The sequence below is a fragment of the Rossellomorea sp. GCM10028870 genome (genome assembly GCF_042666755.1).
GTDB lineage: Bacteria > Bacillota > Bacilli > Bacillales > Bacillaceae_B > Rossellomorea.
Window position 1 is genome coordinate 1 of record NZ_JBHTGN010000010.1, and the last position, 24,852, is coordinate 24,852.

Here is a 24,852-nt window from a genome sequence, read left to right on the forward strand (position 1 = left end):
CCCATCACGTATGTGAGTAAGATCCCTAGAAGATGACTAGGTAGATAGGTCAGAGATGGAAGCATGGCGACATGTGGAGTTGACTGATACTAATCGATCGAGGACTTAACCACAAAGAGTCATTTTTAAATGAACACATTGGTCGATATTCGGCTTTCTTGACATCAATTCTTTATCTAGTTTTGAAGGAACAATCCTTCAATTGAATATTCGTCTGGTGACAATGGCGAAGAGGTCACACCCGTTCCCATGCCGAACACGGAAGTTAAGCTCTTCAGCGCCGATGGTAGTTGGGGGATCTCCCCCTGTGAGAGTAGGACGTCGCCAGGCGAAATATTTTTTTGCACAATCACTTTATTTGTGAAGATGCATATAGTAATATAGAAAGTATCACCTTAAGTAATATTTATATCGTCGCGGGGTGGAGCAGTTCGGTAGCTCGTCGGGCTCATAACCCGAAGGTCGCAGGTTCAAATCCTGTCCCCGCAATACCATTTTTGACTAAGGATAGTATAATCCTTGATGAGTCATGCATGGGTAGTTATTTTGACTATCGTCTAAAATAATGAAACCTATTTTGCTTACGCAAAAAGCTTTGGTCCGGTAGTTCAGTTGGTTAGAATGCCTGCCTGTCACGCAGGAGGTCGCGGGTTCGAGTCCCGTCCGGACCGCCAGATTTGTTTATTCAAACGAAACCTTTGTTTCGTTTTTTTTATTGCCTATTATCATTAACTTTACTCATATACCCTAAAAAGGGTAAACTACATATATACATTTTCCCTTAGGGTAACAAACGATCCTAAGGGTTTTTTATACTTTATTTACAATAGAGGAGATTAACATGAATCAGTATGAGTTAATAACCGCTAGTCCGGAAGAGACTGGAGCGTTTGCCGAGAAGCTGGCAGCATACCTCCAGCCTGGGGATGTGTTAACATTAGAAGGTGATCTTGGAGCGGGAAAAACGACGTTTACTAAGGGATTGGCAAAAGGCCTAGGTATTTCGAAGAACGTAAACAGTCCAACCTTCACAATCATAAAAGAATATCGGGGGCGTTTGCCTCTTTATCATATGGATGTTTATCGGCTGGATGATTCCTTTGAAGACTTGGGATTCGATGAATATTTTGAGGGGGAAGGTGTGACTGTCGTTGAGTGGGCTCACTTGATTCAAGATCAACTTCCGAAAGAAATATTGGGTTTATCGATTTTCCGGGAAGGTGATTCAGCAAGAAGAATCGTGTTGAAACCTTTTGGAGAAAGATATAGAGAGCTGTGTAAGGAGGTTGTTTCATGACGATATTATCCATCGATACCTCTAATTATCCTTTAGGTGTTGCCCTGATTGAAGAGGATAAGGTGATTGGAGAGTATATTACCTATATTAAAAAAAATCATTCTGTAAGGGCGATGCCGGCCATTGAACAATTAATGAAGGATTGTGGGATAGAGGCTAAGGACTTAACGAAGATTGTGGTAGCAAATGGCCCCGGTTCTTATACAGGTGTTCGCATTGGAGTTACGTTAGCAAAGACGCTGGCTTGGTCATTGAATATTCCTCTTATACCCGTTTCAAGTCTTGCGACACTGGCTTCGTCTGGACGATATTTTCCCGGTTATATTGTTCCTTTGTTTGATGCGAGAAGAGGACAGGTGTACACAGGACTGTATGAATTCCAGGACGATCAACTAACGTGTGTTGAGGAAGATTGTAATATAATGCTTGATAAGTGGGTCACTACGTTAAAAGAGTTAAATAAAGATATCTTGTTCGTAGGTAATGATGTAACGATTCACGAAAGCACCATTAATGAGATACTAGGAGATCAAGCGAAGATTGCTCCGTTTGTCAGTCATAATCCACGTCCTTCTGAGCTCGCTTTCATAGGGGCAGGGTTCCCTGAGACTTCAGCTCATGAGGTACTCCCTAATTATATTCGAATGGCTGAAGCAGAAGTGAAATGGCTGGAATCTCAAAAAAATTCTTAATAGAGATAGAGGATCGTTAGAAAATGGACATTCGATTTATGACGGTGGATGATTTAGATGCTGTAATGGACATTGAAATGAAATCTTTTAGCATTCCTTGGAGTCGAGACGCTTTCTTGAATGAGATTGAACATAACCATCTATCTACTTACCTTGTTGTCGAGGATGGCGACCATGTCGCGGGATATTGTGGGGTGTGGCTTGTGGTGGATGAGGCTCATATCACCAATGTAGCAGTGCTTCCCGAATACCGGGGACAGGGACTGGGTGAAAGTCTTATGCGTAAGATCATGGGCATTGCCACCAAGTTTGGAGCTCGTGTGATGACTCTTGAAGTCAGAGTATCCAATTTAGCTGCGCAGCATTTATATAGAAAGCTTGGGTTTCAAGATGGCGGAATTCGGAAGCGGTATTATTCGGATAATCAAGAAGATGCTTTAGTAATGTGGGTGAATTTATGAATAAAGATATGTTTGTATTGGGAATTGAGACGAGCTGTGATGAAACAGCCGTTGCAATCATAAAAAATGGAACTGAGATTGTGACGAATGTGGTTTCCTCTCAGATTGAAAGTCATAAGCGATTCGGTGGAGTGGTACCTGAAATTGCTTCTCGTCATCACGTGGAGCAAGTTACGTATGTGTTAGAGGAAGCACTTCAACAAGCCGGGATGACGATGGTGGAGATTGATTGTGTGGCCGTGACGGAAGGTCCAGGTTTAGTAGGTGCTCTTCTGATTGGGGTAAACGCAGCAAAGGCACTTGCTTTTGCTCACAACAAACCTTTAGTGGGTGTCCATCATATTGCAGGGCATATCTATGCGAATCGACTAGTGAAAGAGATGAAGTTTCCTCTCCTTTCCTTGGTCGTATCCGGGGGACATACGGAGCTTGTGTTAATGAAAGAGCACGGTTCGTTTCAAGTAATTGGAGAAACACGGGACGACGCTGCCGGGGAGGCCTATGATAAGGTAGCTCGAACATTGAGTCTTCCTTATCCAGGTGGACCCCATATCGATCGGCTTGCTCAAGAAGGAGAAGCTACCCTTGATTTGCCAAGGGCATGGCTGGAAGAAGGTTCTTTTGATTTCAGCTTTAGTGGATTGAAATCTGCCGTTATTAACACGCTCCACAATGCTAAGCAAAAAGGAGTAACCATTCATCCACAAGACCTGGCAGCCAGTTTTCAGGCTAGTGTGATTGACGTGTTAGTAACCAAGACCATTAAAGCTGTGAAGGAATTTCAAGTCGAACAGGTTTTACTAGCTGGAGGTGTAGCGGCAAATAAAGGGTTGCGTGCGGCTCTACAAGAAGCGTTTGAGGGAGTGGACGCCGAGCTGGTCATCCCTCCGTTATCTCTTTGTACAGATAATGCCGCTATGATTGCAGCGGCAGGAACGGTTTTATTCGAACAAGGAAAAAGAGGCGGCATGGATATGAATGCACATCCTGGGCTTGATATAGAGAATTTCTAATAGTGAAAGCTTAAACGTTAACTTCGTTTAAGCTTTTTTCTCTTTTTAGCTCTGTTAATCGATGTCGTTAATAGACGGAGGAAAATGTGAATATCTTGTGGTTAACGTATACCAAATAAGGTAGCATGAAAGAAAAAAAGAACGAACATACGTTTTATCAACAGGTTGTGGATAATTTGTTAATAACTTTGTATAAGTTGTGTACACTATGTGAAAAAGACCTGGGATAAATAGCCTATTTTCTGGAATGGACTGTGGATAACCAAGAGTTTGAATGTGGATAATGTGGAAAAGTTGTGTGAATAACGATTGTTTAGGATTTTGAATGTGGATAATAATGTGGAATAAGAAAAGGGTGGGGAGCAAGTTAATCGAATACTTATCCCCAACCCTGTGGATTATTGTTCTCCTTGAAGAAGTTCTTCAAGTTCTGTCCATTCTTCCAATAGAGATTCAAGCTCTTCTTTTTCTTTTGTCAGTGCTTCATTGATGTCTTGGACTTTTTCATGATCTTGAAAGATCTCCGGGTCGCAAAGGAGGTCTTCTTTTTCTTGAATGTTTTCTTCCAGAGTTTCCATTTTGTTTTCAATTTCTTCAACTCTTCGTTTTCGTTGACGCTCAAGTTTTTTTGCTTCTTTATCGATTTTATGAGATTGCTTTTGAGTAGTGACTTGTGAAACAGGCTCTCCTTGTTCCATCCGCTCGAGTGCGGCCAGTTCTTCCTGCTGTTGCAATTTCTCTACATAATAATCATAATCGCCAAGATATTCTGTTGAACCCTTTCTGGAAAGTTCAACAACCTTTGTGGCGATGCGATTGATGAAATAACGATCATGGGACACAAAGAGAATCGTTCCTGGATAGTCAATCAAGGCATTCTCCAACACTTCTTTACTGTCCAAGTCAAGATGGTTTGTCGGCTCGTCCAGGATGAGGACATTCCCTTTTTCCATCATAAGCTTGGACAGTGCCAGTCGGGCTTTCTCTCCGCCACTAAGTGTTGAAACCGGCTTTAAGACATCTTCCCCTGAGAATAAGAAGTTTCCGAGTACGGTTCGGATTTCTTTTTCCATCTTCATTGGGTACTCGTCCCACAGTTCGTTTAAGACGGTCTTATTGGAAGACAGTTCAGCTTGTTCTTGATCATAGTAACTAATCGAAACATTTGATCCAAATTTAATTGCTCCGTCAAGTGGTTGGAGTTTATTCACTAATGTTTTCAATAGGGTGGACTTACCAATGCCGTTAGGACCTACAAGGGCGATGCTGTCGCCTTTTTTAACAGCGAAGTCGATGTGAGATGAAATTCTTTCGCCTTTTCCATATCCGATGGTAAGATCTTGGACGTGAAGAACATCATTTCCGCTTGGACGATCAATTTGAAAAGCAAAGTTGGCGGATTTCTCATCACCCAGAGGTCTGTCCATTATATCCATTCGTTCTAATTTTTTTCTGCGGCTTTGGGCCATCTTGGTAGTAGAAGCCCGGGCTATATTTCGCTGGATAAAGTCTTCGAGTTTCGCGACCTCCTGTTGCTGGCGCTCGAACATCTTGAGATCCTTTTCGTAGTCTTCTGCTTTTTGTTCAAGGTATTTACTGTAGTTACCCAGGTATTTTTTGCTTCGATTTCGTGAAATTTCATACACTTGATTGACGACGCTATCCAAGAAGTAGCGGTCATGGGAAACGATCAAGACAGCTCCTTCATAGCTTTGAAGGTACGTCTCAAGCCACGACAAAGTCTCAATATCAAGATGGTTGGTAGGCTCATCCAGAATGAGGATGTCAGGCTTGGTCAATAGAAGCTTACCAAGAGCCAGACGGGTTTTCTGGCCACCGCTTAAAGTAGAGATCTTCGTTTCATAATCAAAGTCGGCAAAGTTCAATCCATGCAGGACTGAACGAATATCTGCTTCATATTGATAGCCGCCGGAATCTTTAAAACGTACTTGAAGTTCATCATATTCCTTTAATACGCGTTGGTATAAATCTTCTTGCTCATAAACAGAAGGATCGGCCATTTGTTTCTCAAGTTTTCTTAATTGTTTTTCTTGAGTTTGTAATTCTTCAAATACGGTCAGCATTTCTGACCAAATGGAAAGTTCAGATTCCAAGCCTGTATTTTGCGCGAGGTATCCAATGGAGACCCCTTTTGGCTTCGTGATATCTCCTGAATCATAAGAGAGATGACCTGCAATTATTTTTAAAAGAGTCGATTTTCCTGCCCCGTTGCGTCCGACGAGAGCCACGCGATCTCTTGTCTGTATTTCAAGCTTAATATTTGATAGGATATTATCGGCACCAAAGTTTTTCGTTAGTTGATTCACTTGTAATAGAATCATGACGTTTCACCTCTATTTCATAGTGCTAGTGTACCGTATTTGGGAGGGGAACAGCAATAAATCGACTATTAATCTTCGTACACTTAGGATAAAATATAGTGTATGATGGGTAGTAGAGTTTTAAATTCTGTCTGCTTTCTATTTTGGAAGCGGTATCAGAGGTTTTGAATAGATGTGGGGGAATACAATATGAACCAGGATACAACGAAAATTCCACAGGCAACGGCTAAGCGCCTTCCGCTATATTATCGCTTTATCAAGAATCTGTACTCATCGGGAAAGCAGAGGGTTTCATCGAAAGAATTGAGTGAAGCGGTGAAGGTTGATTCTGCCACGATACGCAGAGATTTTTCTTATTTTGGCGCGTTGGGTAAAAAGGGATATGGATATAATGTCAATTACCTTCTATCCTTTTTCCGTAAGACATTGGATCAGGATGCCATTACGAAGGTTGTGCTGATAGGTGTAGGGAATCTCGGTACAGCTTTTCTTCATTATAATTTTATAAAGAATAATAATACAAAGATTGAAATGGCTTTTGAAGTGGATGAAAAAAAGGTTGGGACACAAATCAGCGATGTACCCGTTTTTCATTTAAATGATTTAGAAGAGAGTCTTGAGGGGCATGATATTGAGGTGGCCATTCTGACAGTTCCGGCATCTTCTGCTCAAAATATCACAGACCGATTGGTTTCTTCTAATATTAAGGGGATCCTGAATTTCACTCCTGCAAGATTGACGGTGCCGGACCATATCCGCGTCCATCATATTGATTTGGCAGTTGAACTTCAGTCACTGGTCTACTTCTTAAAGCATTATTCAGGGGATGACACGGAAATGTCACAAGATGGAATCATATCCGAATAGAAAATGATTCGTATTTACGTTATGATAGAATGGTAAAAGAGGAGGTGTCTCATTATGTTAGGTGCAGGTAGTATCGTATTGATAACGGTTGTTGCTTTACTGATATTTGGACCAAAGAAATTGCCTGAGTTAGGAAAAGCAGCTGGGAATACATTACGTGAGTTTAAGAATGCAACAAAGGGCTTAGCAGATGATGAGGACGATAATAGTAAAAAAGCTAAGTAGGGTAGGATGAACGCCATGAGTCAAAGTCAAAGAGACATGACAGTCTATGAACATATAGGAGAATTGCAAAAACGACTCATGTTTGTAGTCGTTTTCTTCTTGTTAGCGGTAATTGTAAGCTTTTTTCTTGCGGAGCCGTTGATTCGATTTTTGCAGCACGCGGATGAAGCGAAAGAATTAACCATGAACGCCTTTCGGATTACAGACCCTCTCAAAATCTATATGGAAATGATCATGTTTATTGCGATCATCATGACATCACCCATCATTCTATTTCAAGTATGGTCGTTCGTGAGTCCAGGCTTATATGAGAAAGAGAGAAAGGTAACGCTCAGTTACATACCTATTTCTGTCCTTCTTTTCTTAGGTGGATTGTCATTTTCATATTTTATTTTGTTTCCATATGTCGTGAAATTCATGATGGGTTTATCAACCAATCTGAATATCCAGCAAGTGATTGGAATTAATGAATACTTTCATTTCCTGTTTCAAATAACCATCCCATTTGGATTTCTATTTCAACTGCCGGTTATTATGCTGTTTCTGACACGTTTGGGGATTATTACTCCGATGTTATTGGCACAAATGAGAAAAGTGGCTTACTTCATATTGTTAGTCATAGCCGCTTTCATCACACCGCCGGACATCGTCTCGCATTTAATGGTAACCGTTCCTTTGCTCCTTCTTTATGAAATCAGCATTTGGATCTCTAAGATCGGATATAAGAAGGTTTTAGAAGCAGAACAAAAGCTTGAAATGGAACAGTTCGAGGATATAAATAAGGATTGATCAAAAGATCAATCCTTATTTTTTATTCTCTATTTTCTTTTTGATCTTGAAATGCAGCATCACCATCCGCAACCCGGAACCAAAATCAAGGGTTGCCAGAAAGACGAGCATATAAGTGAAAAATCCCCAACCATCATCCTGTACATTTTGCACAGCAAAGTATGTGAAGAGCACACCGAGAAGGAGATAAATCACGCCTGAAAATAGTGGTGATCTCCTCATAGAAATAATCCTCCAATAAATCCTTGTATTTGTTCAGCTTCGTTCATCATTTTTTCAATTTCATCCTTATAGATAGATTGCATTAGAACGACCGTTGTATTCATGGCAACGTGAGCAAATATTGGAACCAGTATCCGCTTCGTTTTGACATAAAGGAACGCAAAGGTAAAGCCCATTGCAGAGTACAAGATCACATGCTCAGGCTCAAAGTGCGCGAGAGCGAATATAACAGAGCTGATTAACGCGGCGAAGAAGAAATTCATCTTTTCATAAAGAACACCGAAGATAATCTTTCTGAATACAATCTCTTCTAAAATAGGGCCAATGATCGCAGCTACCATCATCGATAGAGGTACCTTTTCAATAATCCCAATAATCATCTGCGTATTTTCAGATCCCATTTGGATACCTAACGCATACTCAATCTGTATCGCGATGGATTGAGCGATGAACGCCATGAAAATCCCGACTACAGCCCACACAATTGAACTTCCTGCATTCATAGGAGCGGACCGTTCAAGGTTGGTGCTTGTCTCGCTCTTTCTAAGAATGCCCCAGACGACGAGGAGAGTTAATGTAAAGCTAATCACAAGCCAGTATCCAGGAACAACATTTCGTACGGTCTGCTCTGGAATCGCAAGGACATCAACACCAATCTTAAATAAAAGGGGTATCCCGACAACACTGGAAAGCTGCATCACAATATAGGCAATTAAGATAAATCCGAAATGTTTTTTCAACGTTTGATCTCCTTTAACACCTGTTAGATGAAGAACGAATAGGATTCGTCCTGAACATACTCCTGTACAATTCTACTAAGAAAAGAGAAAGTGTTCAAATTTAAGGGGTTTGTAAGAATTGCCACTCTTCCATTGATTTAAGAATAAAGGCATATGGGGAGGCATAGGATTGGAGGGTGTGAAAAAAAGAGAAATATGACGAAAAAAATTTTAGGCAGGACTCTTGCAAAATGAAAACGAATTAATTAATATAATAGTTGTGTTAGCACTCACAATAAGCGAGTGCTAATAAATATCATTTACATAATTTCAAGGAGGTTGTTTCACTTGTTAAAACCACTAGGTGATCGCGTCGTTATCGAGCTAGTTGAGTCAGAAGAAAAAACAGCAAGCGGTATTGTGCTACCGGATTCCGCAAAGGAAAAGCCACAAGAAGGTAAAGTGATGGCTGTAGGTACTGGTCGCATTCTTGACAACGGTGAGCGCGTTGCTCTTGAGGTAGCTGTCGGCGATCGAATCATTTTCTCTAAATACGCTGGTACAGAAGTGAAATACCAAGGCACAGAATACCTGATCCTTCGTGATAGCGATATTCTGGCTGTAGTTGGCGAATAATCAAACTTCGTATATAAACAATACTTTACTTAAATAAGAGGAGGACTTTATCAATGGCTAAAGATATTAAATTCAGCGAAGAAGCACGCCGTTCCATGCTTCGCGGTGTAGATCAATTAGCAAATGCAGTAAAAGTAACTCTTGGACCAAAAGGACGTAACGTGGTACTTGAGAAAAAATTCGGTTCACCACTTATTACAAATGATGGTGTAACGATTGCAAAAGAAATTGAATTAGAAGATGCATTCGAAAACATGGGTGCAAAACTGGTTGCTGAAGTAGCAAGCAAAACAAACGAAATCGCCGGTGACGGTACAACGACTGCAACGGTCCTTGCTCAAGCGATGATCCGTGAAGGTCTTAAAAACGTAACAGCTGGCGCTAACCCTGTTGGCGTTCGTAAAGGTATCGAAAAAGCGGTTCAAGCTGCCATCGAAGAATTAAAAGTGATCTCTAAGCCGATCGAAGGCAAAGATTCAATCGCTCAAGTTGCGGCAATCTCAGCGGCTGACGAAGAAGTGGGTCAACTGATTGCAGAAGCAATGGAGCGCGTTGGGAACGACGGCGTTATCACCATTGAAGAATCGAAAGGTTTCACAACAGAGCTTGACGTGGTGGAAGGAATGCAATTCGACCGTGGATATGCGTCTCCATACATGGTGACAGATTCTGATAAGATGGAAGCTGTTCTTGAAAATCCATATATTTTAATCACTGACAAGAAAATTGGAAACATCCAGGAAGTACTTCCTGTTCTTGAGCAAGTTGTACAACAAGGTAAGCCACTATTAATGGTAGCTGAAGATGTTGAAGGTGAAGCTCTTGCAACACTTGTTGTGAACAAACTTCGCGGAACATTCAACGCTGTTGCTGTCAAAGCCCCTGGCTTCGGTGACCGTCGTAAAGCAATGCTTGAAGACTTAGCAGTACTTACTGGTGGAGAAGTGATCACAGAGGATCTTGGATTGGATCTTAAATCTGCGAACATCACTCAACTTGGCCGCGCAGCGAAAGTAGTCGTAACGAAAGAAAACACGACTGTCGTTGAAGGTTCTGGAGATCCGGAAAAAATCGCAGCTCGCGTAAACCAAATTCGTGCTCAATTAGAAGAGTCCACTTCTGAATTTGATAAAGAAAAATTACAAGAGCGCCTTGCTAAGCTTGCAGGTGGAGTAGCAGTCGTGAAAGTTGGAGCTGCAACTGAAACTGAGCTTAAAGAGCGTAAACTTCGCATCGAAGACGCATTGAACTCTACTCGTGCAGCAGTGGAAGAAGGTATCGTATCCGGTGGTGGTACGGCACTAGTGAACGTATACAACAAAGTAGCATCAATTGAAGCGGATGCAGATGTAGCAACAGGTATCAACATCGTGCTGCGTGCTCTTGAAGAGCCAATCCGTCAGATCGCTCACAACGCAGGACTCGAAGGTTCTATCATCGTAGAACGTCTGAAGAAGGAAGAAGTAGGTGTCGGTTTCAACGCAGCTACTGGTGAGTGGGTAAACATGATCGAAAAAGGTATCGTAGATCCAACGAAAGTAACTCGTTCTGCACTTCAAAACGCAGCGTCTGTAGCAGCAATGTTCCTGACTACTGAAGCGGTAGTTGCTGACATTCCTGAAGAAGGCGGCGGCATGCCGGATATGAGCGGCATGGGCGGAATGGGTGGAATGGGCGGTATGATGTAATCTGCCCCCTCAACCCTTGACTTAAAAGAAAAAGCTTCCCATTAGTTGTCCAACTATTGGGAAGCTTTTTTTTCATTTTTGTGTACCTGAAAATAAAAACCAAACTACAGTTTTTTACTTTTTTTAAATAATTTGCGATTGTGTTCTTTTAAGGATTGCCACTCTTTTTTAAACTCTGAAATATCATTAGTGATTGTATCAAGTTTCTGAGATAAAGAAGAGATCTCTCGAGAAATCTGCTGAGCTAAAACCTCTTGCATCTTGATTATAGAGATATCTTTATCTTCTTGTTCTTCTACATCTTTGGAAACTGGATTCTTAAGACTTCTATTGGATTCTATGGAATTTAGTAGAGAGTCATTTTTAAGAAAAGTTGTTGCCAGGTTCACAAGAGAACCCATAGACTTTTCGTTTTTCAATAAATTGCCAGCCAGGTTCTTGAAAGCATCATGGTCTACAGAACCCCCGCTCATTTTGATACTCTTTTCATCGTTATTTTCATTCATAAATGTAACCACCTTTTTAGTCAATAATAAGCATGCAGAACTTTACTTTATTTAGTAAACGGACAAAAGATATTAAAAGAAGTATTCTCTTTTTTTAGATTAAAAAACCTAGAAGATGAATAACTAATCTTCTAGGTTTATTGCTACACAGGTTTTTTCACAATTAACAGCCTTCACTAGCAATACTATTAGCAAGCTCTCTAATCATATCTCCAGTGTCTGTGTTGATTAATAGGTCTGCAAGTAGAGCTACAACAATTAAAAGAAGATACACTAAGAATCTTCCAAGTAGACAAAGTAGAGTACCAAGAGTATCCGTTTGTTGAACAGAAACATCCATTTGAATTTCCCTCCTTCTTTTATTTCGTTTTTATAAGAGGCCTCTTATATAGTAATCATATGTATTAAAAGAAAAGTGATATAAGCAAACATAACATGAATATAAAAAACGGGCTGTCCAAATTTTTAACTAGATTGAAACCTATAGATATATTTAATCGATCAATGCCTGTCTTACTTTTGCAAATACACTACTGAAGCAGTAGTGCATCCCTGAAGAAAATACTGAGGTATCCGCCATTTTAATCATTAATCATTAATGCACAAGGGTTTGTTTACAAGGTAAGTAAGAGTGGTTTGCAAATATTTTGCTGACATTTCGTTTATTGGGGGACAGTGGCTTATCATATTTGGAAAAGGAAAGAATGCCTGGGGAGACCTGATAAATCTAGTGATTCAGATCTAGGTTTACTTGTGAAAGCATTTACCATCACGAATCATTCCAATCCGTCGATTATAGCTTGACCAAACAAAAGACTACCTCCTGAAAAATAGGTGGTAGTCTTTTTAGTTATGAGCCAGGCTTCCATAATACCTTTAACAGTTCACCATCGAAAAGGTTTGTATCAATGTTACACGTGTCTGCGTCGATTCCATATTGCCAAGCAAGAGCCAGGGAGCCTTCCGGTGCTTCTGGATTGAATTCTGGTGCCTCGGCCTGAGTTGTGATTCCGACATTTGGTGAAGCGGTCCAGATGTAATTCTCTTCCAGTATGGCGTTATTACTCTGAACGGCTGCGTTATAGGATTGATATAAAGCTCTTTGCGGATCGAAGATTCCATAGATCCCTGATTCATAAGAGGACGCAGAAATCGTTTCAAACCATCCTCTGATAAATTCCGCATCTACCGGATAGGTTGGTTCAATATCGGCAAATAGGGCGACACCAGAGGGAATCCCGAGATCCTGGGCATACCCAATCGCTTCTCTTGCTTCATTAACTCCATTTTCATAGCCAGTGGCATCGTTAAAATTGTTAAAGATAGGGAGGATATAGTCTCCTTTTGAATGGATCAAAGAAACCTGCTGGGGTGTAAGCCCTCTGGAGATGTTCTCCCTTGTCTCAAGATAGCGTCCAAAAACGGTCGGGTCCCCAAAGTTTTCTCTTACACAGGCATAAAAGCTCTCCGTTGTTTCACTGGCGGAATCGATACCCCACACAACTTCGGGGGACGGTGACGGTGGATCTCCATCAGTCCCGCTTGCCTTATTTTCTACCGTATTACGTACATTGATATCAGCTTCGTCACCGAGCTCGTTTTGGGTGGAATTTGAAAACCTGTAATTTCCATCTCCTTCAACGGAGTTTGTAATATTGTTTTTTAGGTCCCCGGAGGTTTTATTAACATCATTTTCGATAGAACTACTGATTTCTCCGTTCCCATCTCCGTTGCCATTGTTCATTATATTGTTTTCCAAATTGGCAGTCCCGTTCGACACCTGATTAGAGATGACGGTATCCACTTTTCCAACACTGCCGTAGATGTTATTTTCAACCGTATTGGTGATGATTATAGTGGCTTTATTGTCCATGGAGTTGTTTTTACCAATGTTATAAAAGGAAATAAAGCCTGAGATCGCCATAATGAGAACAGCAAATAGAATGGTATATCCTGGTGTAACCCTCATATTCTCACCTATTCTTTCAGATTAAGAGTCATTTTCACTCCATAATATGAAGAAAGAGATGATTGGTGTGGGCCAGTAGAGAGTTTGTAGGCCTTATGGATGTTTAAGGAGTGAATGGAATAGGTAAAAAGTAGTATGAAAGATCAATAATATACAAAGCTTCCTCCACCATTCATTGAAAATGAAAAAGAGGGTGATGAGATGAATTATACTACGATGGTACTAAGGGAATTAGTTGAAAGAATCATTGCCGGAGACGGACGGGCAAAAGCGGAATTTGAACGGAGATGGGAAATTCCCTGGGAACAGGTAGGGACGGTACCGATTTCGATAGAGAAGAAGGACATGAAGGACTGAATGGTTCTCTCCACCGCCTATGTGATAAAGTAGTGTGAGAACAGTTGAGAAAGAGGTTTTAACGATGACAATGAAGCAGTACTATCAAGATGCTTATACTAAAACATTTCAAACATCGATTCAAGATCAGCGACAGGATGAACACGGAGGCTGGTACGTCGTGCTCGAAAAAACGTCATTCTACCCGACAGGCGGAGGTCAGCCCCATGATACTGGAACGTTAAATCACCACCGGGTCATCAATGTGGAAGAAGTGAACGGAGAAATCCGTCATTACATAGAAGAACCATTTGAGGATATCTCAGGGGAGATAGAAGGACAGATCGATTGGGACAGACGCTTTGATCATATGCAACAGCACGCAGGGCAGCATATTTTATCTGCCGCTTTTGTGGATGCCTTCCAATATGAGACGATCAGTTTTCACTTAGGGAAGGAGATTTTAACCATCGATTTGGACGTCATGGATATAACTGAATCGGAGGCTCTGGAAGCAGAGGCATTAGCGAACCTTGTCATTCAAGAGAGCAGACTGATTGAAACAAGATGGATAACAGAAGCGGAATTGTCCCACTATCCATTAAGAAAGCAGCCGACCGTCACTGACGATATCCGATTAGTGATCATCCCGGATTTTGATTACAACGGATGCGGAGGTACCCATCCCCGTTCTACCAGTGAAGTAGGAGCGATTAAGATACTCGATTGGGAAAAGCATAAAGGGCATATCCGATTGCAATTTGTGTGTGGGAATCGGGTGCTTGAGCAGTTGCACCGAAAACATGGTCTCTTAAGAGAATTGACGGGGGTATTGCAGGCTCCTGAAGAAAATATGAGACCGGTCGTCGATCGGTTAATGGCAAAACAAAAAGACCAGGAAAAGGCACTGGAGGGACTGAAGGAAGTTCTTTTGACGTATGAAGCAGAGAGTTTACTTGGCGAAGGAATTCTGCAAGAAGGACATACATTGATTAAGAAAGCGTACGCAGAGCGTCCCATCCAAGAGCTACAGAAAATCGCTCAACACCTCGTCTCTAAGAGAGAAGATATGCTTGTGTTATTGGTTGTGCAAAATGATTCAAAACTTCAGCTCGTAGCGGCGAAGGGGTCTACTCCAAGTGTTAACTTAAGGGAGCTTGGTCAAAAAGTCTTTCCTATGATTAACGGGAAAGGCGGAGGAAAGGAGTCGTTTGTGCAAGGTGGGGGAGAGGCTCTTATGAGTAGGGAAGAGCTTCTTGAAACACTGGTACAACAAATATAGAAAAGGCTAAATATCCACCCTGTATGGCCGGGTGGATATAATCTTTTTTTGTTATTGAATGCAATTTAAACAAACGTTTGTTTAGGATGAAATTTTATGGCTTTGTTTTGTGATAGAACTGACAGCGACGCCATATCAGTCCTTGCCCCAATGCTTCATATGTGGTTAATCAAACGTTTGTTTAATGCGGAAACTGTTTAAGATCCCTTAAAAAGAATGGAGATCTCCTTCCCGCGCCAACCCTAAACATTCGATATCCCACCCAAAATTGGTTAAAATAGAAAAGACACACACTGTTCGACAAATGGCTACAGCTTAAAGGAGAGAAATACATGACGAACTATGCGGATGATAGTTTAGCTTTACATACAGATTTGTATCAGATTAATATGACGAAGGCGTATTGGGATGATGATTTCCATAATCGAAAGGCTGTTTTTGAAGTATTCTTTCGAAAGCTGCCTTTTGGGAATGGATATGCGGTGTTTGCCGGGCTTGAACGGATCATTGAATATGTGAAAAAGTTTCATTTCTCTGAAAGTGATATTGAGTATTTAAGGGAATTGGGTTATGAAGAGGAGTTCCTTCAGTACTTAGCGGACCTTCGATTTACGGGGACGATCCGTTCGATGCAGGAAGGGGAGATCGCGTTCGGGAATGTTCCTCTTATCCGTGTCGAGGCTCCTTTGGCCCAGGCTCAGATACTGGAGACGGCGATCTTAAATATCGTGAACTATCAAACCCTGATTGCGACGAAGGCGAACCGGATCAAGCAAGTGGTCCAGGATGAAGTCGTGATGGAGTTTGGGACGAGACGGGCCCATGAACTGGATGCGGCCATTTGGGGGACGCGTGCGGCTTATATTGGCGGCTTTGATGCGACAAGTAATGTTCGGGCGGGTAAGTTATTTGGGATACCGGTATCAGGAACCCATGCCCATTCAATGGTTCAGGCATATCAGGATGACTATCAGGCCTTCCATAAATACGCTGAGAGCCATAAGGACTGTGTGTTTTTAGTGGATACTTACGATACATTGAAATCCGGTGTACCTACGGCCATCAGAGTAGCAAAAGAGCTTGGCGACCGGATTCATTTCAAGGGTATTCGTCTGGACAGCGGTGATATGGCTTACTTATCCAAGAAAGCCCGTAAAATGCTTGATGAAGCAGGTTTTACCGAAACAAAGATCATTGCGTCAAATGACCTGGATGAATATACGATACTGAATTTAAAAGCCCAAGGGGCCCGGATTGATGTGTGGGGTGTGGGGACGAAGCTGATCACCGCCTATGATCAACCAGCTTTAGGTGCTGTATATAAACTCGCTTCCATTGAAAACGAGTCGGGGGAAATGGAAGATACCATTAAAATATCGAGTAATGCCGAGAAGGTTTCAACTCCTGGACTCAAAAAGGTTTATCGTATCATCAATACGGTTAATCATAAATCAGAAGGGGAATATATTGCCCTGGAGCATGAAAATCCTCAAAATGAAAGCCGACTGAAAATGTTTCATCCTGTGCACACCTATATCAGTAAATTCATCACCAATTTCGAGGCGAGAGAGCTTCACGAGGATATTTTTAAAGATGGGGAGCTGGTTTATGAATCTCCGTCACTTGAATCAATGAGATCCTTTGTGAATGAAAACCTCGACCTGTTGTGGGACGAGTATAAACGTTCCATGAACCCAGAGGGATATCCCGTGGATTTAAGTGAAGAATGCTGGACAAACAAAATGTATCTGATACAAAAGGTTAAGGAAGAGGTAAAAGAGAAATTCAACAAAACGATGTAAACCCGATAAAAAAGATGGGGAAAATAATCAGATCAAAAGGCTTTCGTAAAGATTGTTGCTTTTAACATAAGGGTCTGCTTGAGCTCTGCCAATCGGTATGTGCTGGATGGTAAGGTGAACTGCTCCGCTTTCAGGGGACGTTCGGGCGAGCCTACTCAGCTTAGCCGAACGGGGGCTCGGCACGCCCGAACTTCCGCAAGAGTCTACGCAGTTACCCACACCATCTTTAAAAGATTTTTTGTGGCAGAGCTTAAGGTGTCTGAGAAAAACAATGTAACTAAAAATAGAATGCTTCTTCTTTAAAAAAGGAGAATAATCTTTCCTCACCTTATATGAGGTTGTTTGCTAAAAATTCTTGTTTTTCTCTCTTTCTAATTAGGATTTATGCTCAGAAAGTTGATTCTCGCTGCAGGATGATCGACTCCTGCGGGAATAGCTGGACAGTACTAAAAGCGGAGGGGTTTTGCCCAGGGGCGACAAGCATAAGACGAGTCTGCCGGAAAGGCGCTCTTTGCCTTTTTGGCAGACTTGGCTTATGACCTCGAGCCCCTAAGCCCCGTAGCTGGACAGGTGAGACCCCGGAGGCGCAGCAGAGGAGGCTCACCGCCAGCCCCGCGGAAAGCGAGCATCCTGGAGCGGAAATCAACTACTACATTCTTCCTTAAGATAACCACAAACTTTGCGAAAAGTGGCAATCAAAATAATGATAAAACCTAAATGGAGTGTGAAAACATGGATTCTCTTCAAAAGCAAATTGTAGAAGAAATGATGGTAACCCCGGAAATCGATCCGCAAAAAGAAATACGTCGCAGTGTTGATTTTATGAAATCGTATTTGAAAAAGCATTCATTTTTGAAAAGCCTGGTCCTTGGCATTTCAGGTGGCCAGGATTCTACTTTATTAGGAAAACTTGCACAGATGGCGATTAACGAGATGAACGAGGAATCAGGGTCATCGGATTATGCCTTTTACGCAGTGAGACTTCCATACGGTGAGCAGGGAGATGCCGAGGACGCCATTGATGCGGTCGAGTTCATCAGTCCATCCGTTTCTTTGACGGTTAATATCCAGCCGGCGGTTGATGCCAGTGTTGAAACATTAAGTAAAAATGGGATTCATCTTTCCGACTTTGTAAAAGGCAACGAAAAAGCTCGGGAGCGGATGAAGGTTCAATTCGCCATTGCTGCCATGAAGGATGGTGTTGTCCTGGGTACCGATCATTCTGCTGAAGCGGTTACCGGCTTCTATACGAAGTATGGTGATGGAGCGGCAGACCTGGTTCCACTTTTCCGACTTAATAAACGACAAGGGAAGATGCTCTTAATGGAGCTGGGTTGTCCGGAACACTTGTACAACAAGAAACCAACGGCAGACCTTGAGGAAGACCGTCCGCAACTTCCGGATGAAGAGGCGCTGGGGGTCACATACGATCAGCTGGATGATTACTTGGAAGGTAAAGAAGTACCTCTTGAAGCGAAGAAAGCCATTGAAGGTCATTATTTGAAAACGCAGCATAAACGTCATCTGCCTGTTACGGTGTTTGATGATTTTTGGAAATAATCAGTGAAAAAGCCGATTCTCACATTGTTGAGGATTGGCTCTTTTTTTATGATTTTCAAGGTGACCGTTATCTACAACACCTTATATCCTACCAATTTCCTAAAAATTCTGTATGAATGTGCCATTTTTTAGAGGAATTTCGACTTTTAAAACGAAAGTAATAATAGTTAAAGATGATTTCAGGAGGGGTAAGATGTCATTTGAAATGGTGAATCCGAAGTTGCAAAGTATCATTGATAATATAGAAAAAGTCATGATTGGAAAGAGGAAGGTAGCGGAGCTGAGCGTAGTGTCCCTGTTAGCTGGTGGACATGTGCTGCTTGAGGATGTTCCGGGCGTTGGGAAAACGATGATGGTCCGGGCACTTGCTAAGTCGGTGGGGGCGAGCTTTAAGCGAATTCAGTTTACACCGGATTTATTGCCCTCTGATGTAATTGGTGTCTCGATATATAACCCGAAGGAAATGGAATTTACGTTCAGGCCCGGTCCGATCATGGGGAACATTATCTTAGCGGATGAAATTAATCGAACGTCTCCGAAGACACAATCTGCTTTACTCGAAGGAATGGAAGAGAGCAGCGTAACGATAGACGGAATGACCAGAAAGCTTGATAAGCCTTTCTTCGTTATGGCGACCCAAAATCCGATTGAGTATGAAGGGACGTATCCTCTGCCTGAGGCGCAGCTTGACCGCTTCTTATTAAAGATGAAAATGGGATATCCTGAACCGGAAGAAGAGATGGAGGTTCTGCATCGTGCCCAGAAAAACCCGCCGATCGATGAGTTGGAGCCTGTGATGACCCTTGAGGAATTGAGGTATATTCAAGGAGAAGTGAAGGATGTATTGGTCGATGACACCATCAAGAAATACATTGTCGAAATCGCGAATCGAACTCGGATTCACGCCAATGTTTATTTAGGAGCGAGTCCACGTGGTTCGATTGCGTTAATGAAGGCATGTCAGGCTTATGCATTTTTAAGAGGGAGGGATTATGTGGTCCCAGACGATGTTCAATACTTGGCTCCGTTTGTTTTCTCTCACCGAATCATTATGAAGTCAGAAGCTAGATATGAAGGCATCACTCCGGAAGAAGTAGTGGAGAGAGTGATGGCGCGTATCCCGGTTCCCGTACAAAGGCTTGTGAGATAGGATGAAGACGAAATTTCAATTTATTAAACCACTTGGGAAGTTCATATTGCTGCTCATCCTGGTAGGGATCTCGTTTTCGTATGCGATGTTCCAGGGTGGATTTGTCAGCTGGTTTTTGTTTTATAGCTTTCTACCGTTTGCTCTCTATGCTGTTCTCGTATTCTTATATCCTCTTTCGGAGTTTTATGTAGAGAGGGGGTTCGAATCGAATGAGTACAAAGCCGGGGATGAGTTGAAGGTTACGATCACCCTTTCCCGAAAAATACCCTTTCCCTTATTTTACATGGTGTTAGAGGATGTGGTAACGGATTCCGTGTTTCATCATTCCGGTTTTCAAAAGGCGAAAGCGATGATTCACCCTGGATTCAGGAAACGAATCAAGCTTACGTATTACATAGAAAAGCTGCCTCGTGGAGAGCATATTTTCTCCGCTGCACGGCTCCGTACAGGTGATTTCTTTGGCGTATTTGAAAAGGAAGCAACGGTGGAGTGTACCAATAAGCTCTTGGTCTATCCGTCGTTTGTGGATGTACCTTACCGTCCTTTAGAAAATCGCTATGATCAAGGGATGACCACTTCAAATGTGAAGATTCAAAAAGACACCACCATGGCAACGGGTATACGTGACTATCAACCAGGGGACCGCTTCTCATGGATTCATTGGAAAACCTTTGCCAGAACAAATGAACTGATGACGAAAGAGTTTGAGGAGCGTCAATCCCATGATGTTCTGATTGTATTGGACCGGGAGGCGTCGTCTGCTTTTGAAGAAATGGTGACGTTCACGGCTTCTATGATTCGCTCCATTTTGAAAAAAGGGGCTCAAGTCGGCCTTGTCTCAATCGGGGAAGATCATGTCTCATTTCCGATTCGCGGTGGGGAAGAACACCAAAGCCAGCTTTATTATCATTTAGCGAAAGTCAGGCAGGACAGCCCTTACGCTTTAGGAAAAATCCTTCAAGGAGAGGGCTTGAATTACTCTCAATCTGCCGCAGTGCTGTTTGTAACTTCATCTGTTTCGAAGAAGATGATTATGAGTGCGAATGAATATGCGAAGCGGAATAGTTCGGTTGTCATCTTTTTAGTGAAGCGAAAAGGGGACGTTTATACGGCTGAGGAGAAATCATTGAAAGCCTATGCTTCCTCCCGTGGTATTCGAATGAAGGTATGCTTTGAAGGGGACTTCTCTTCAGCCTTTATGGAGGTGAAACGGGCATGAGTATTGAAACACCGAAACACCGGGTTTTTACGGTTATGGTTTATCTGTTTGGATTCCTGCTTCTATGGGAGTGGTTGAAGCCCCTTCAGGTTGTGACGGATACAGGGAGTTTGACGTACTTCATCGTATTTATTGCTCTATCCCTCGTCCTGTCGTATTTAAGAATTCATTATTTCATAACGGCACCGGTTAAAATCCTTTTTATTTTGTTTAGCCTTCATGGGTTGTACTATCATACAGGATCTTTCTTTTCTCTTACGTGGCTGAAAGAGTTTGGGAATGATTTGTGGCTGAATATCGGATTGACGCTTGGGCGCGAGTGGCCAAGCCTTTCATTTGAGTACAGGAGCTTATTATTCTTTATTTTGCTATGGCTGATGACGTACTTGATTTATTACTGGTTAGCTGTACGAAAAACGATTCTTCTCTTTTATGTGATGACTGTAACATATGTTTGCCTTATTGATACCTTCACCATATATGAAGGGGATAAAGCGATTATCCGAGTGGTCATTTTCGGCTTTCTCTTAATGGGACTGTTGGCACTTGAACGACTGGTTCAGAAGGAGAATCTGCTTGGAGCCAAGATGAGCCGTCACCGCTGGATTGTGCCCCTTACCGTTATGCTTGGGTTGAGCTTGATTGTCGCTTTTGCAGCTCCTAAAGCGGATCCCATCTGGCCGGACCCCGTTCCATATATTCAATCCTTTGCTGAGGGAGCCGGGGGCAGCGGAGTGAACAAAATAGGTTATGATGAAGATGATTCAGAGCTTGGGGGTCCCTTTGTCGGTGATCCTACTGTCATTTTCAATGCTGAAGTCACGAGAGAACACTACTGGAGAATTGAAACGAAGGATTTATATACAGGCAAGGGCTGGGAGCAATCCATTCCTGATGGCCAGCAGGCTGCCGCCCCTTTTGAATCAGAGGAAATGGTTCCCTTTACAACCAACGAACCGGATGGAGAACGGGAATTGGAAACAGAGAGGGTAATGGTGGAACGAACCTATTCTCATGTTGTCTATCCTTATGGGATAGAAAGAATAATCGGAAATGAAGAAGGTTATTTCTCCTTTGATCCCGTTAACGAAAAGGTTACAAGTTATGAAGGGGAAGACGAAACCATTAAATTAGAGGATTATGAACTTTCCTACCGTTCACCTTCTTATTCTCAAAAGAAGATGAAAGCAGCTAATGAAGGTCAGGAAATCATGCAGAATCCTGAATTTGTGGACCGCTATACACAACTTCCGGAAACGACTCCCCAGCGTGTGAAGGACTTGGCTTTTGAGATTACATCGGGAGAAGATAATTGGTACGACAAAGTCAGGGCGATCGAGAATTATTTTTCGAAAGAAGCTTATGTGTATGACCAATTTGACGTTCCGGTTCCTGAGGAAGGACAGGATTACGTTGATCAGTTCTTATTTGAAACCCAGAGAGGATACTGTGATAACTTCTCTACTTCCATGGTTGTGTTAGTCCGGGCTCTTGGCATTCCGGCAAGATGGGCAAAGGGATATACAGAAGGGGAATACAGTAGACAAGTGGATACGACGTATAAGCTGTATGAAGTGTCCAATAATAATGCTCACTCCTGGGTGGAGGTATTCTTCCCTGAGGTAGGTTGGGTTCCGTTTGAGCCTACTGTTGGATTCAGTAATAACGTATCATATCAGTATGACCTGGATGTACCTGTGGCGGATAACAGCGAAGTCCCTGTTCCGGAGAAAGAGGAAACACCGAAACAGCCGATTCAACCTGAAGAGGATGATTCTCGAGCGGCTGGAAGCGGTTTTTCTCTGTCGAAGCTTTGGGATGACATGCAAACATTCTTTGTGGAAAACTGGGGCAAGCTTGTCATGGGATTCATACTCCTGCTTATCATAGCAATCGCATTGTACGTTGTAAGAAGACGCTGGATGCCGTATGTCCTGATTTTCTATTATCGCAGAAAATCATCGGATGGCGCATTTTCCGAAGCCTATCTTTCTTTAATCAAACAGCTTGAAAGATACGGACTGAAAATGGATGACGGACAAACATTAAGAGGCTATTCGAGATATATCGACTCATTCTTCGGTACCCATGAAATGACGAGCCTGACCAATAATTATGAACGTATTTTATATGGTCAGAGGCAAGCGGAAGAAGATTGGCCGAAGATGAGAGAATTATGGGAAAATTTAATTAAAAGGACAACTGGTTGACCCTTTTGAAAACAAGGTATAAAATGATGTCAAATTCATAATAGCGTTCGTTAGCATCCTTCGTATATCCTCGATAATACGGTTCGAAAGTATCTACCCGGTCACCTTAAATGACTGGACTATGAAGGCAGTGTTCTAATTTGACATACGTGTATGCAAAAAAACTAGAATTCTGCCTTTTTTTAAGGCGGAGTCTGGTTTTTTTTATTTTTTTAGGAATGCTAACAACATCAGGTACTATAAGGGTGGATGAAGACTTTAGCCCATCCTTGCCCAAGAAAAAACTAATGAGGTGAACTGAATGCTTGGTAAAGAAGAATTGCACAATCAAGAAATGATCGTCGTTTTAGACTTTGGAAGTCAATACAATCAATTAATCACACGAAGAATTCGTGAATTTGGTGTTTACAGTGAGCTCCACCCGCATACAGTTACCCTGGAAGAGATTAAGGAAATGAACCCGACAGGTATCATTTTCTCCGGCGGTCCGAACAGTGTCTATGGTGAAGACGCGTTCCGTTGTGATGAGCGCATCTTTGATTTGGACATCCCGATTCTTGGTATTTGCTATGGGATGCAGCTAATGACGATGCACTTTGGCGGTAAGGTAGAACGCGCGAAGCACCGTGAATACGGGAAAGCGGCTATCAATATTGAAAAGCAGTCCAAGCTATTTTCTAACCTTCCCGAGGAGCAAGTCGTATGGATGAGTCATGGAGATCTTGTTGTAGAAGCTCCTGAAGGCTTTGATGTGAATGCAACAAACCCTTCTTGTCCGATTGCTTCCATGAGTAACGAAGAAAAAGGCTTGTATGCTGTTCAGTTCCATCCTGAGGTTCGTCACTCAGTGCACGGAAATGAAATGCTGAAAAACTTCGTATTCGAAGTGTGCGGCTGTGCAGGCGACTGGTCCATGGAGAATTTCATCGAAATTGAAATGGAGAAGATCCGTCAAACAGTTGGAGATAAAAAAGTCCTTTGCGCATTAAGCGGAGGAGTGGATTCTTCTGTTGTTGCCGTTTTAATCCATAAAGCGATCGGCGATCAATTAACATGTATCTTCGTCGACCACGGTCTTCTTCGTAAAGGTGAAGCGGACAGCGTAATGAAAACATTCGCTGATGGCTTTAACATGAATGTGATTAAAGTAGATGCTCAAGATCGTTTCTTAAATAAACTTAAAGGTATTTCCGACCCTGAGCAAAAACGTAAAATCATCGGGAATGAATTTATTTACGTGTTTGATGATGAAGCAACTAAGTTAAAGGGTATCGAGTATCTTGCTCAAGGTACCTTATATACAGACATCATTGAAAGTGGAACAGCCACTGCCCAGACAATCAAATCTCACCACAATGTTGGTGGACTGCCTGAAGACATGCAGTTCACACTTATTGAGCCATTGAACACGTTATTCAAAGATGAAGTGCGCGCATTGGGATCTGAACTGGGTATTCCAGATGAAATCGTATGGCGTCAACCATTCCCTGGTCCTGGTCTGGGCATTCGTGTACTTGGTGAAATTTCTGAGCAGAAGCTTGAAATCGTTCGTGAGTCTGATTACATCCTCCGTGATGAAATCAAGAAAGCGGGACTTGATCGAGACATCTGGCAATACTTCACTGTGCTCCCTGACATCAGAAGCGTCGGAGTAATGGGAGATGCCAGAACATATGACTACACGATTGGAATCCGTGCTGTAACATCCATTGATGGTATGACCTCAGATTGGGCTCGTATCCCTTGGGATGTACTGGAGAAAATCTCGACGCGTATCGTAAACGAGGTCGATCATATCAACCGCGTCGTGTATGATGTGACGAGTAAGCCACCTGCAACGATTGAGTGGGAATAGAAATGAAAACAT

23 protein-coding genes, 2 tRNA genes, 2 rRNA genes and 1 riboswitch are annotated in these 24,852 nt (G+C 42.3%); of the genes, 21 read left to right on the plus strand and 6 right to left on the minus strand.

Going from position 1 to position 24,852, the window contains the following annotated elements:
* The 8 genes from ACFQWC_RS22865 to tsaD form a co-directional block, all read left to right on the plus strand.
* Positions 1–113: ribosomal RNA gene (locus tag ACFQWC_RS22865) — 23S ribosomal RNA — on the plus strand; the annotation flags it as partial.
* Between the two features lie 100 nt (positions 114–213).
* Positions 214–330: ribosomal RNA gene (rrf, locus tag ACFQWC_RS22870) — 5S ribosomal RNA — on the plus strand.
* Between the two features lie 85 nt (positions 331–415).
* Positions 416–489, plus strand: a tRNA-Met gene (locus tag ACFQWC_RS22875).
* 108 nt (positions 490–597) lie between these two features.
* Positions 598–674, plus strand: a tRNA-Asp gene (locus ACFQWC_RS22880).
* A gap of 167 nt (positions 675–841) precedes the next feature.
* Positions 842–1,297, plus strand: a complete 456-nt coding sequence (tsaE, locus tag ACFQWC_RS22885) for a tRNA (adenosine(37)-N6)-threonylcarbamoyltransferase complex ATPase subunit type 1 TsaE (protein WP_299746769.1) — start codon at positions 842–844, stop codon at positions 1,295–1,297.
* Positions 1,294–1,989 carry a tRNA (adenosine(37)-N6)-threonylcarbamoyltransferase complex dimerization subunit type 1 TsaB gene (tsaB, locus tag ACFQWC_RS22890; protein ID WP_377109157.1) on the plus strand — a complete coding sequence of 232 codons (696 nt, stop codon included), beginning with the start codon at positions 1,294–1,296 and terminating at the stop codon, positions 1,987–1,989. Before tsaE ends, tsaB begins: the two co-directional genes overlap by 4 nt.
* Before the next feature lie 23 nt (positions 1,990–2,012).
* Complete coding sequence (gene rimI, locus ACFQWC_RS22895; RefSeq protein ID WP_299746774.1) at positions 2,013–2,450, plus strand: ribosomal protein S18-alanine N-acetyltransferase; 438 nt, start codon at positions 2,013–2,015, stop codon at positions 2,448–2,450.
* Positions 2,447–3,463 carry a tRNA (adenosine(37)-N6)-threonylcarbamoyltransferase complex transferase subunit TsaD gene (gene tsaD, locus ACFQWC_RS22900; protein WP_299746777.1) on the plus strand — a complete coding sequence of 339 codons (1,017 nt, stop codon included), beginning with the start codon at positions 2,447–2,449 and terminating at the stop codon, positions 3,461–3,463. Before rimI ends, tsaD begins: the two co-directional genes overlap by 4 nt.
* A 398-nt stretch (positions 3,464–3,861) precedes the next feature.
* Here the strand turns inward: tsaD and ACFQWC_RS22905 are convergent, their stop codons facing one another.
* Positions 3,862–5,805, minus strand: a complete 1,944-nt coding sequence (locus ACFQWC_RS22905) for an ABC-F family ATP-binding cassette domain-containing protein (protein WP_299746780.1) — start codon at positions 5,803–5,805, stop codon at positions 3,862–3,864.
* Positions 5,806–5,994: 189 nt separating this feature from the next.
* Here ACFQWC_RS22905 and ACFQWC_RS22910 point away from each other — a divergent pair, with 189 nt between their 5' ends.
* Genes ACFQWC_RS22910 through tatC form a run of 3 tightly spaced genes read left to right on the plus strand, consistent with a single transcriptional unit; the run spans position 5,995 to position 7,686 of the window.
* Positions 5,995–6,672 carry a redox-sensing transcriptional repressor Rex gene (locus ACFQWC_RS22910; RefSeq protein WP_299746783.1) on the plus strand — a complete coding sequence of 226 codons (678 nt, stop codon included), beginning with the start codon at positions 5,995–5,997 and terminating at the stop codon, positions 6,670–6,672.
* A 54-nt stretch (positions 6,673–6,726) separates the two neighbouring features.
* Positions 6,727–6,897, plus strand: coding sequence for a twin-arginine translocase TatA/TatE family subunit (locus ACFQWC_RS22915; RefSeq protein ID WP_044340658.1), 171 nt, complete (start codon positions 6,727–6,729; stop codon positions 6,895–6,897).
* A gap of 15 nt (positions 6,898–6,912) precedes the next feature.
* Positions 6,913–7,686, plus strand: coding sequence for a twin-arginine translocase subunit TatC (gene tatC, locus ACFQWC_RS22920; protein WP_377109159.1), 774 nt, complete (start codon positions 6,913–6,915; stop codon positions 7,684–7,686).
* 15 nt (positions 7,687–7,701) lie between these two features.
* On the opposite strand, the gene ACFQWC_RS22925 is transcribed toward tatC, so the two are convergent.
* Positions 7,702–7,908, minus strand: a complete 207-nt coding sequence (locus ACFQWC_RS22925) for a YdiK family protein (protein WP_044340660.1) — start codon at positions 7,906–7,908, stop codon at positions 7,702–7,704.
* Positions 7,905–8,648 carry a CPBP family intramembrane glutamic endopeptidase gene (locus tag ACFQWC_RS22930; protein ID WP_299746793.1) on the minus strand — a complete coding sequence of 248 codons (744 nt, stop codon included), beginning with the start codon at positions 8,646–8,648 and terminating at the stop codon, positions 7,905–7,907. The genes ACFQWC_RS22925 and ACFQWC_RS22930 overlap by 4 nt, the downstream gene beginning before the upstream one ends.
* 327 nt (positions 8,649–8,975) lie before the next feature.
* Here ACFQWC_RS22930 and groES point away from each other — a divergent pair, with 327 nt between their 5' ends.
* Together groES and groL are read left to right on the plus strand one after the other, a co-directional pair.
* On the plus strand, positions 8,976–9,263 hold the full coding sequence (groES, locus tag ACFQWC_RS22935; protein ID WP_034766060.1) for a co-chaperone GroES: 288 nt from the start codon (positions 8,976–8,978) through the stop codon (positions 9,261–9,263).
* Positions 9,264–9,316: 53 nt separating this feature from the next.
* Complete coding sequence (gene groL / locus ACFQWC_RS22940; RefSeq protein ID WP_034766062.1) at positions 9,317–10,951, plus strand: chaperonin GroEL; 1,635 nt, start codon at positions 9,317–9,319, stop codon at positions 10,949–10,951.
* Between the two features lie 104 nt (positions 10,952–11,055).
* Here groL and ACFQWC_RS22945 read toward each other — a convergent pair whose 3' ends face one another.
* The 3 genes from ACFQWC_RS22945 to ACFQWC_RS22955 all read right to left on the minus strand — a co-directional run bounded on the left by ACFQWC_RS22945 (position 11,056) and on the right by ACFQWC_RS22955 (position 13,426).
* Positions 11,056–11,457, minus strand: coding sequence for a hypothetical protein (locus ACFQWC_RS22945; protein WP_377109160.1), 402 nt, complete (start codon positions 11,455–11,457; stop codon positions 11,056–11,058).
* Positions 11,458–11,620: 163 nt separating this feature from the next.
* On the minus strand, positions 11,621–11,797 hold the full coding sequence (locus tag ACFQWC_RS22950) for a hypothetical protein (RefSeq protein WP_377109161.1): 177 nt from the start codon (positions 11,795–11,797) through the stop codon (positions 11,621–11,623).
* 510 nt (positions 11,798–12,307) lie between these two features.
* Complete coding sequence (locus ACFQWC_RS22955) at positions 12,308–13,426, minus strand: glycoside hydrolase domain-containing protein (RefSeq protein ID WP_377109162.1); 1,119 nt, start codon at positions 13,424–13,426, stop codon at positions 12,308–12,310.
* A 201-nt stretch (positions 13,427–13,627) separates the two neighbouring features.
* Here ACFQWC_RS22955 and ACFQWC_RS22960 point away from each other — a divergent pair, with 201 nt between their 5' ends.
* The 8 genes from ACFQWC_RS22960 to guaA all read left to right on the plus strand — a co-directional run bounded on the left by ACFQWC_RS22960 (position 13,628) and on the right by guaA (position 24,840).
* Positions 13,628–13,783 carry a hypothetical protein gene (locus ACFQWC_RS22960; protein ID WP_299746865.1) on the plus strand — a complete coding sequence of 52 codons (156 nt, stop codon included), beginning with the start codon at positions 13,628–13,630 and terminating at the stop codon, positions 13,781–13,783.
* Between the two features lie 64 nt (positions 13,784–13,847).
* A complete protein-coding gene (locus ACFQWC_RS22965; RefSeq protein WP_377109164.1) occupies positions 13,848–15,044 on the plus strand; it encodes an alanyl-tRNA editing protein in 1,197 nt (398 codons plus the stop codon).
* 332 nt (positions 15,045–15,376) lie between these two features.
* A complete protein-coding gene (locus ACFQWC_RS22970; RefSeq protein WP_377109166.1) occupies positions 15,377–16,846 on the plus strand; it encodes a nicotinate phosphoribosyltransferase in 1,470 nt (489 codons plus the stop codon).
* Positions 16,847–17,578: 732 nt separating this feature from the next.
* On the plus strand, positions 17,579–18,406 hold the full coding sequence (gene nadE, locus ACFQWC_RS22975) for an ammonia-dependent NAD(+) synthetase (RefSeq protein ID WP_299746874.1): 828 nt from the start codon (positions 17,579–17,581) through the stop codon (positions 18,404–18,406).
* Positions 18,407–18,599: 193 nt separating this feature from the next.
* The gene (locus ACFQWC_RS22980) at positions 18,600–19,556 is read left to right on the plus strand and encodes an AAA family ATPase (RefSeq protein ID WP_341357266.1); all 957 of its coding nucleotides are present in this window, start codon (positions 18,600–18,602) and stop codon (positions 19,554–19,556) included.
* 1 nt (position 19,557) lies between these two features.
* Positions 19,558–20,775, plus strand: a complete 1,218-nt coding sequence (locus tag ACFQWC_RS22985; RefSeq protein WP_299746878.1) for a DUF58 domain-containing protein — start codon at positions 19,558–19,560, stop codon at positions 20,773–20,775.
* Positions 20,772–22,985 carry a transglutaminase TgpA family protein gene (locus ACFQWC_RS22990; protein ID WP_377109168.1) on the plus strand — a complete coding sequence of 738 codons (2,214 nt, stop codon included), beginning with the start codon at positions 20,772–20,774 and terminating at the stop codon, positions 22,983–22,985. Before ACFQWC_RS22985 ends, ACFQWC_RS22990 begins: the two co-directional genes overlap by 4 nt.
* 40 nt (positions 22,986–23,025) lie before the next feature.
* Positions 23,026–23,127, plus strand: a riboswitch (purine riboswitch).
* Positions 23,128–23,286: 159 nt separating this feature from the next.
* Positions 23,287–24,840, plus strand: coding sequence for a glutamine-hydrolyzing GMP synthase (guaA, locus tag ACFQWC_RS22995; protein ID WP_299746882.1), 1,554 nt, complete (start codon positions 23,287–23,289; stop codon positions 24,838–24,840).
* Positions 24,841–24,852 lie beyond the last annotated feature (12 nt).

What these genes read in the sequence shown, in the direction of transcription:
- tsaE (WP_299746769.1), top strand. Translation starts at nt 842, where the DNA reads ATGAATCAGTATGAGTTAATAACCGCTAGTCCGGAAGAGACTGGAGCG.
- tsaB (WP_377109157.1), top strand. Translation starts at nt 1,294, where the DNA reads ATGACGATATTATCCATCGATACCTCTAATTATCCTTTAGGTGTTGCC.
- rimI (WP_299746774.1), top strand. Translation starts at nt 2,013, where the DNA reads ATGGACATTCGATTTATGACGGTGGATGATTTAGATGCTGTAATGGAC.
- tsaD (WP_299746777.1), top strand. Translation starts at nt 2,447, where the DNA reads ATGAATAAAGATATGTTTGTATTGGGAATTGAGACGAGCTGTGATGAA.
- ACFQWC_RS22905 (WP_299746780.1), bottom strand. Translation starts at nt 5,805, where the DNA reads ATGATTCTATTACAAGTGAATCAACTAACGAAAAACTTTGGTGCCGAT.
- ACFQWC_RS22910 (WP_299746783.1), top strand. Translation starts at nt 5,995, where the DNA reads ATGAACCAGGATACAACGAAAATTCCACAGGCAACGGCTAAGCGCCTT.
- ACFQWC_RS22915 (WP_044340658.1), top strand. Translation starts at nt 6,727, where the DNA reads ATGTTAGGTGCAGGTAGTATCGTATTGATAACGGTTGTTGCTTTACTG.
- tatC (WP_377109159.1), top strand. Translation starts at nt 6,913, where the DNA reads ATGAGTCAAAGTCAAAGAGACATGACAGTCTATGAACATATAGGAGAA.
- ACFQWC_RS22925 (WP_044340660.1), bottom strand. Translation starts at nt 7,908, where the DNA reads ATGAGGAGATCACCACTATTTTCAGGCGTGATTTATCTCCTTCTCGGT.
- groL (WP_034766062.1), top strand. Translation starts at nt 9,317, where the DNA reads ATGGCTAAAGATATTAAATTCAGCGAAGAAGCACGCCGTTCCATGCTT.
- ACFQWC_RS22945 (WP_377109160.1), bottom strand. Translation starts at nt 11,457, where the DNA reads ATGAATGAAAATAACGATGAAAAGAGTATCAAAATGAGCGGGGGTTCT.
- ACFQWC_RS22950 (WP_377109161.1), bottom strand. Translation starts at nt 11,797, where the DNA reads ATGGATGTTTCTGTTCAACAAACGGATACTCTTGGTACTCTACTTTGT.
- ACFQWC_RS22955 (WP_377109162.1), bottom strand. Translation starts at nt 13,426, where the DNA reads ATGAGGGTTACACCAGGATATACCATTCTATTTGCTGTTCTCATTATG.
- ACFQWC_RS22960 (WP_299746865.1), top strand. Translation starts at nt 13,628, where the DNA reads ATGAATTATACTACGATGGTACTAAGGGAATTAGTTGAAAGAATCATT.
- ACFQWC_RS22965 (WP_377109164.1), top strand. Translation starts at nt 13,848, where the DNA reads ATGACAATGAAGCAGTACTATCAAGATGCTTATACTAAAACATTTCAA.
- ACFQWC_RS22970 (WP_377109166.1), top strand. Translation starts at nt 15,377, where the DNA reads ATGACGAACTATGCGGATGATAGTTTAGCTTTACATACAGATTTGTAT.
- nadE (WP_299746874.1), top strand. Translation starts at nt 17,579, where the DNA reads ATGGATTCTCTTCAAAAGCAAATTGTAGAAGAAATGATGGTAACCCCG.
- ACFQWC_RS22980 (WP_341357266.1), top strand. Translation starts at nt 18,600, where the DNA reads ATGTCATTTGAAATGGTGAATCCGAAGTTGCAAAGTATCATTGATAAT.
- ACFQWC_RS22985 (WP_299746878.1), top strand. Translation starts at nt 19,558, where the DNA reads ATGAAGACGAAATTTCAATTTATTAAACCACTTGGGAAGTTCATATTG.
- ACFQWC_RS22990 (WP_377109168.1), top strand. Translation starts at nt 20,772, where the DNA reads ATGAGTATTGAAACACCGAAACACCGGGTTTTTACGGTTATGGTTTAT.
- guaA (WP_299746882.1), top strand. Translation starts at nt 23,287, where the DNA reads ATGCTTGGTAAAGAAGAATTGCACAATCAAGAAATGATCGTCGTTTTA.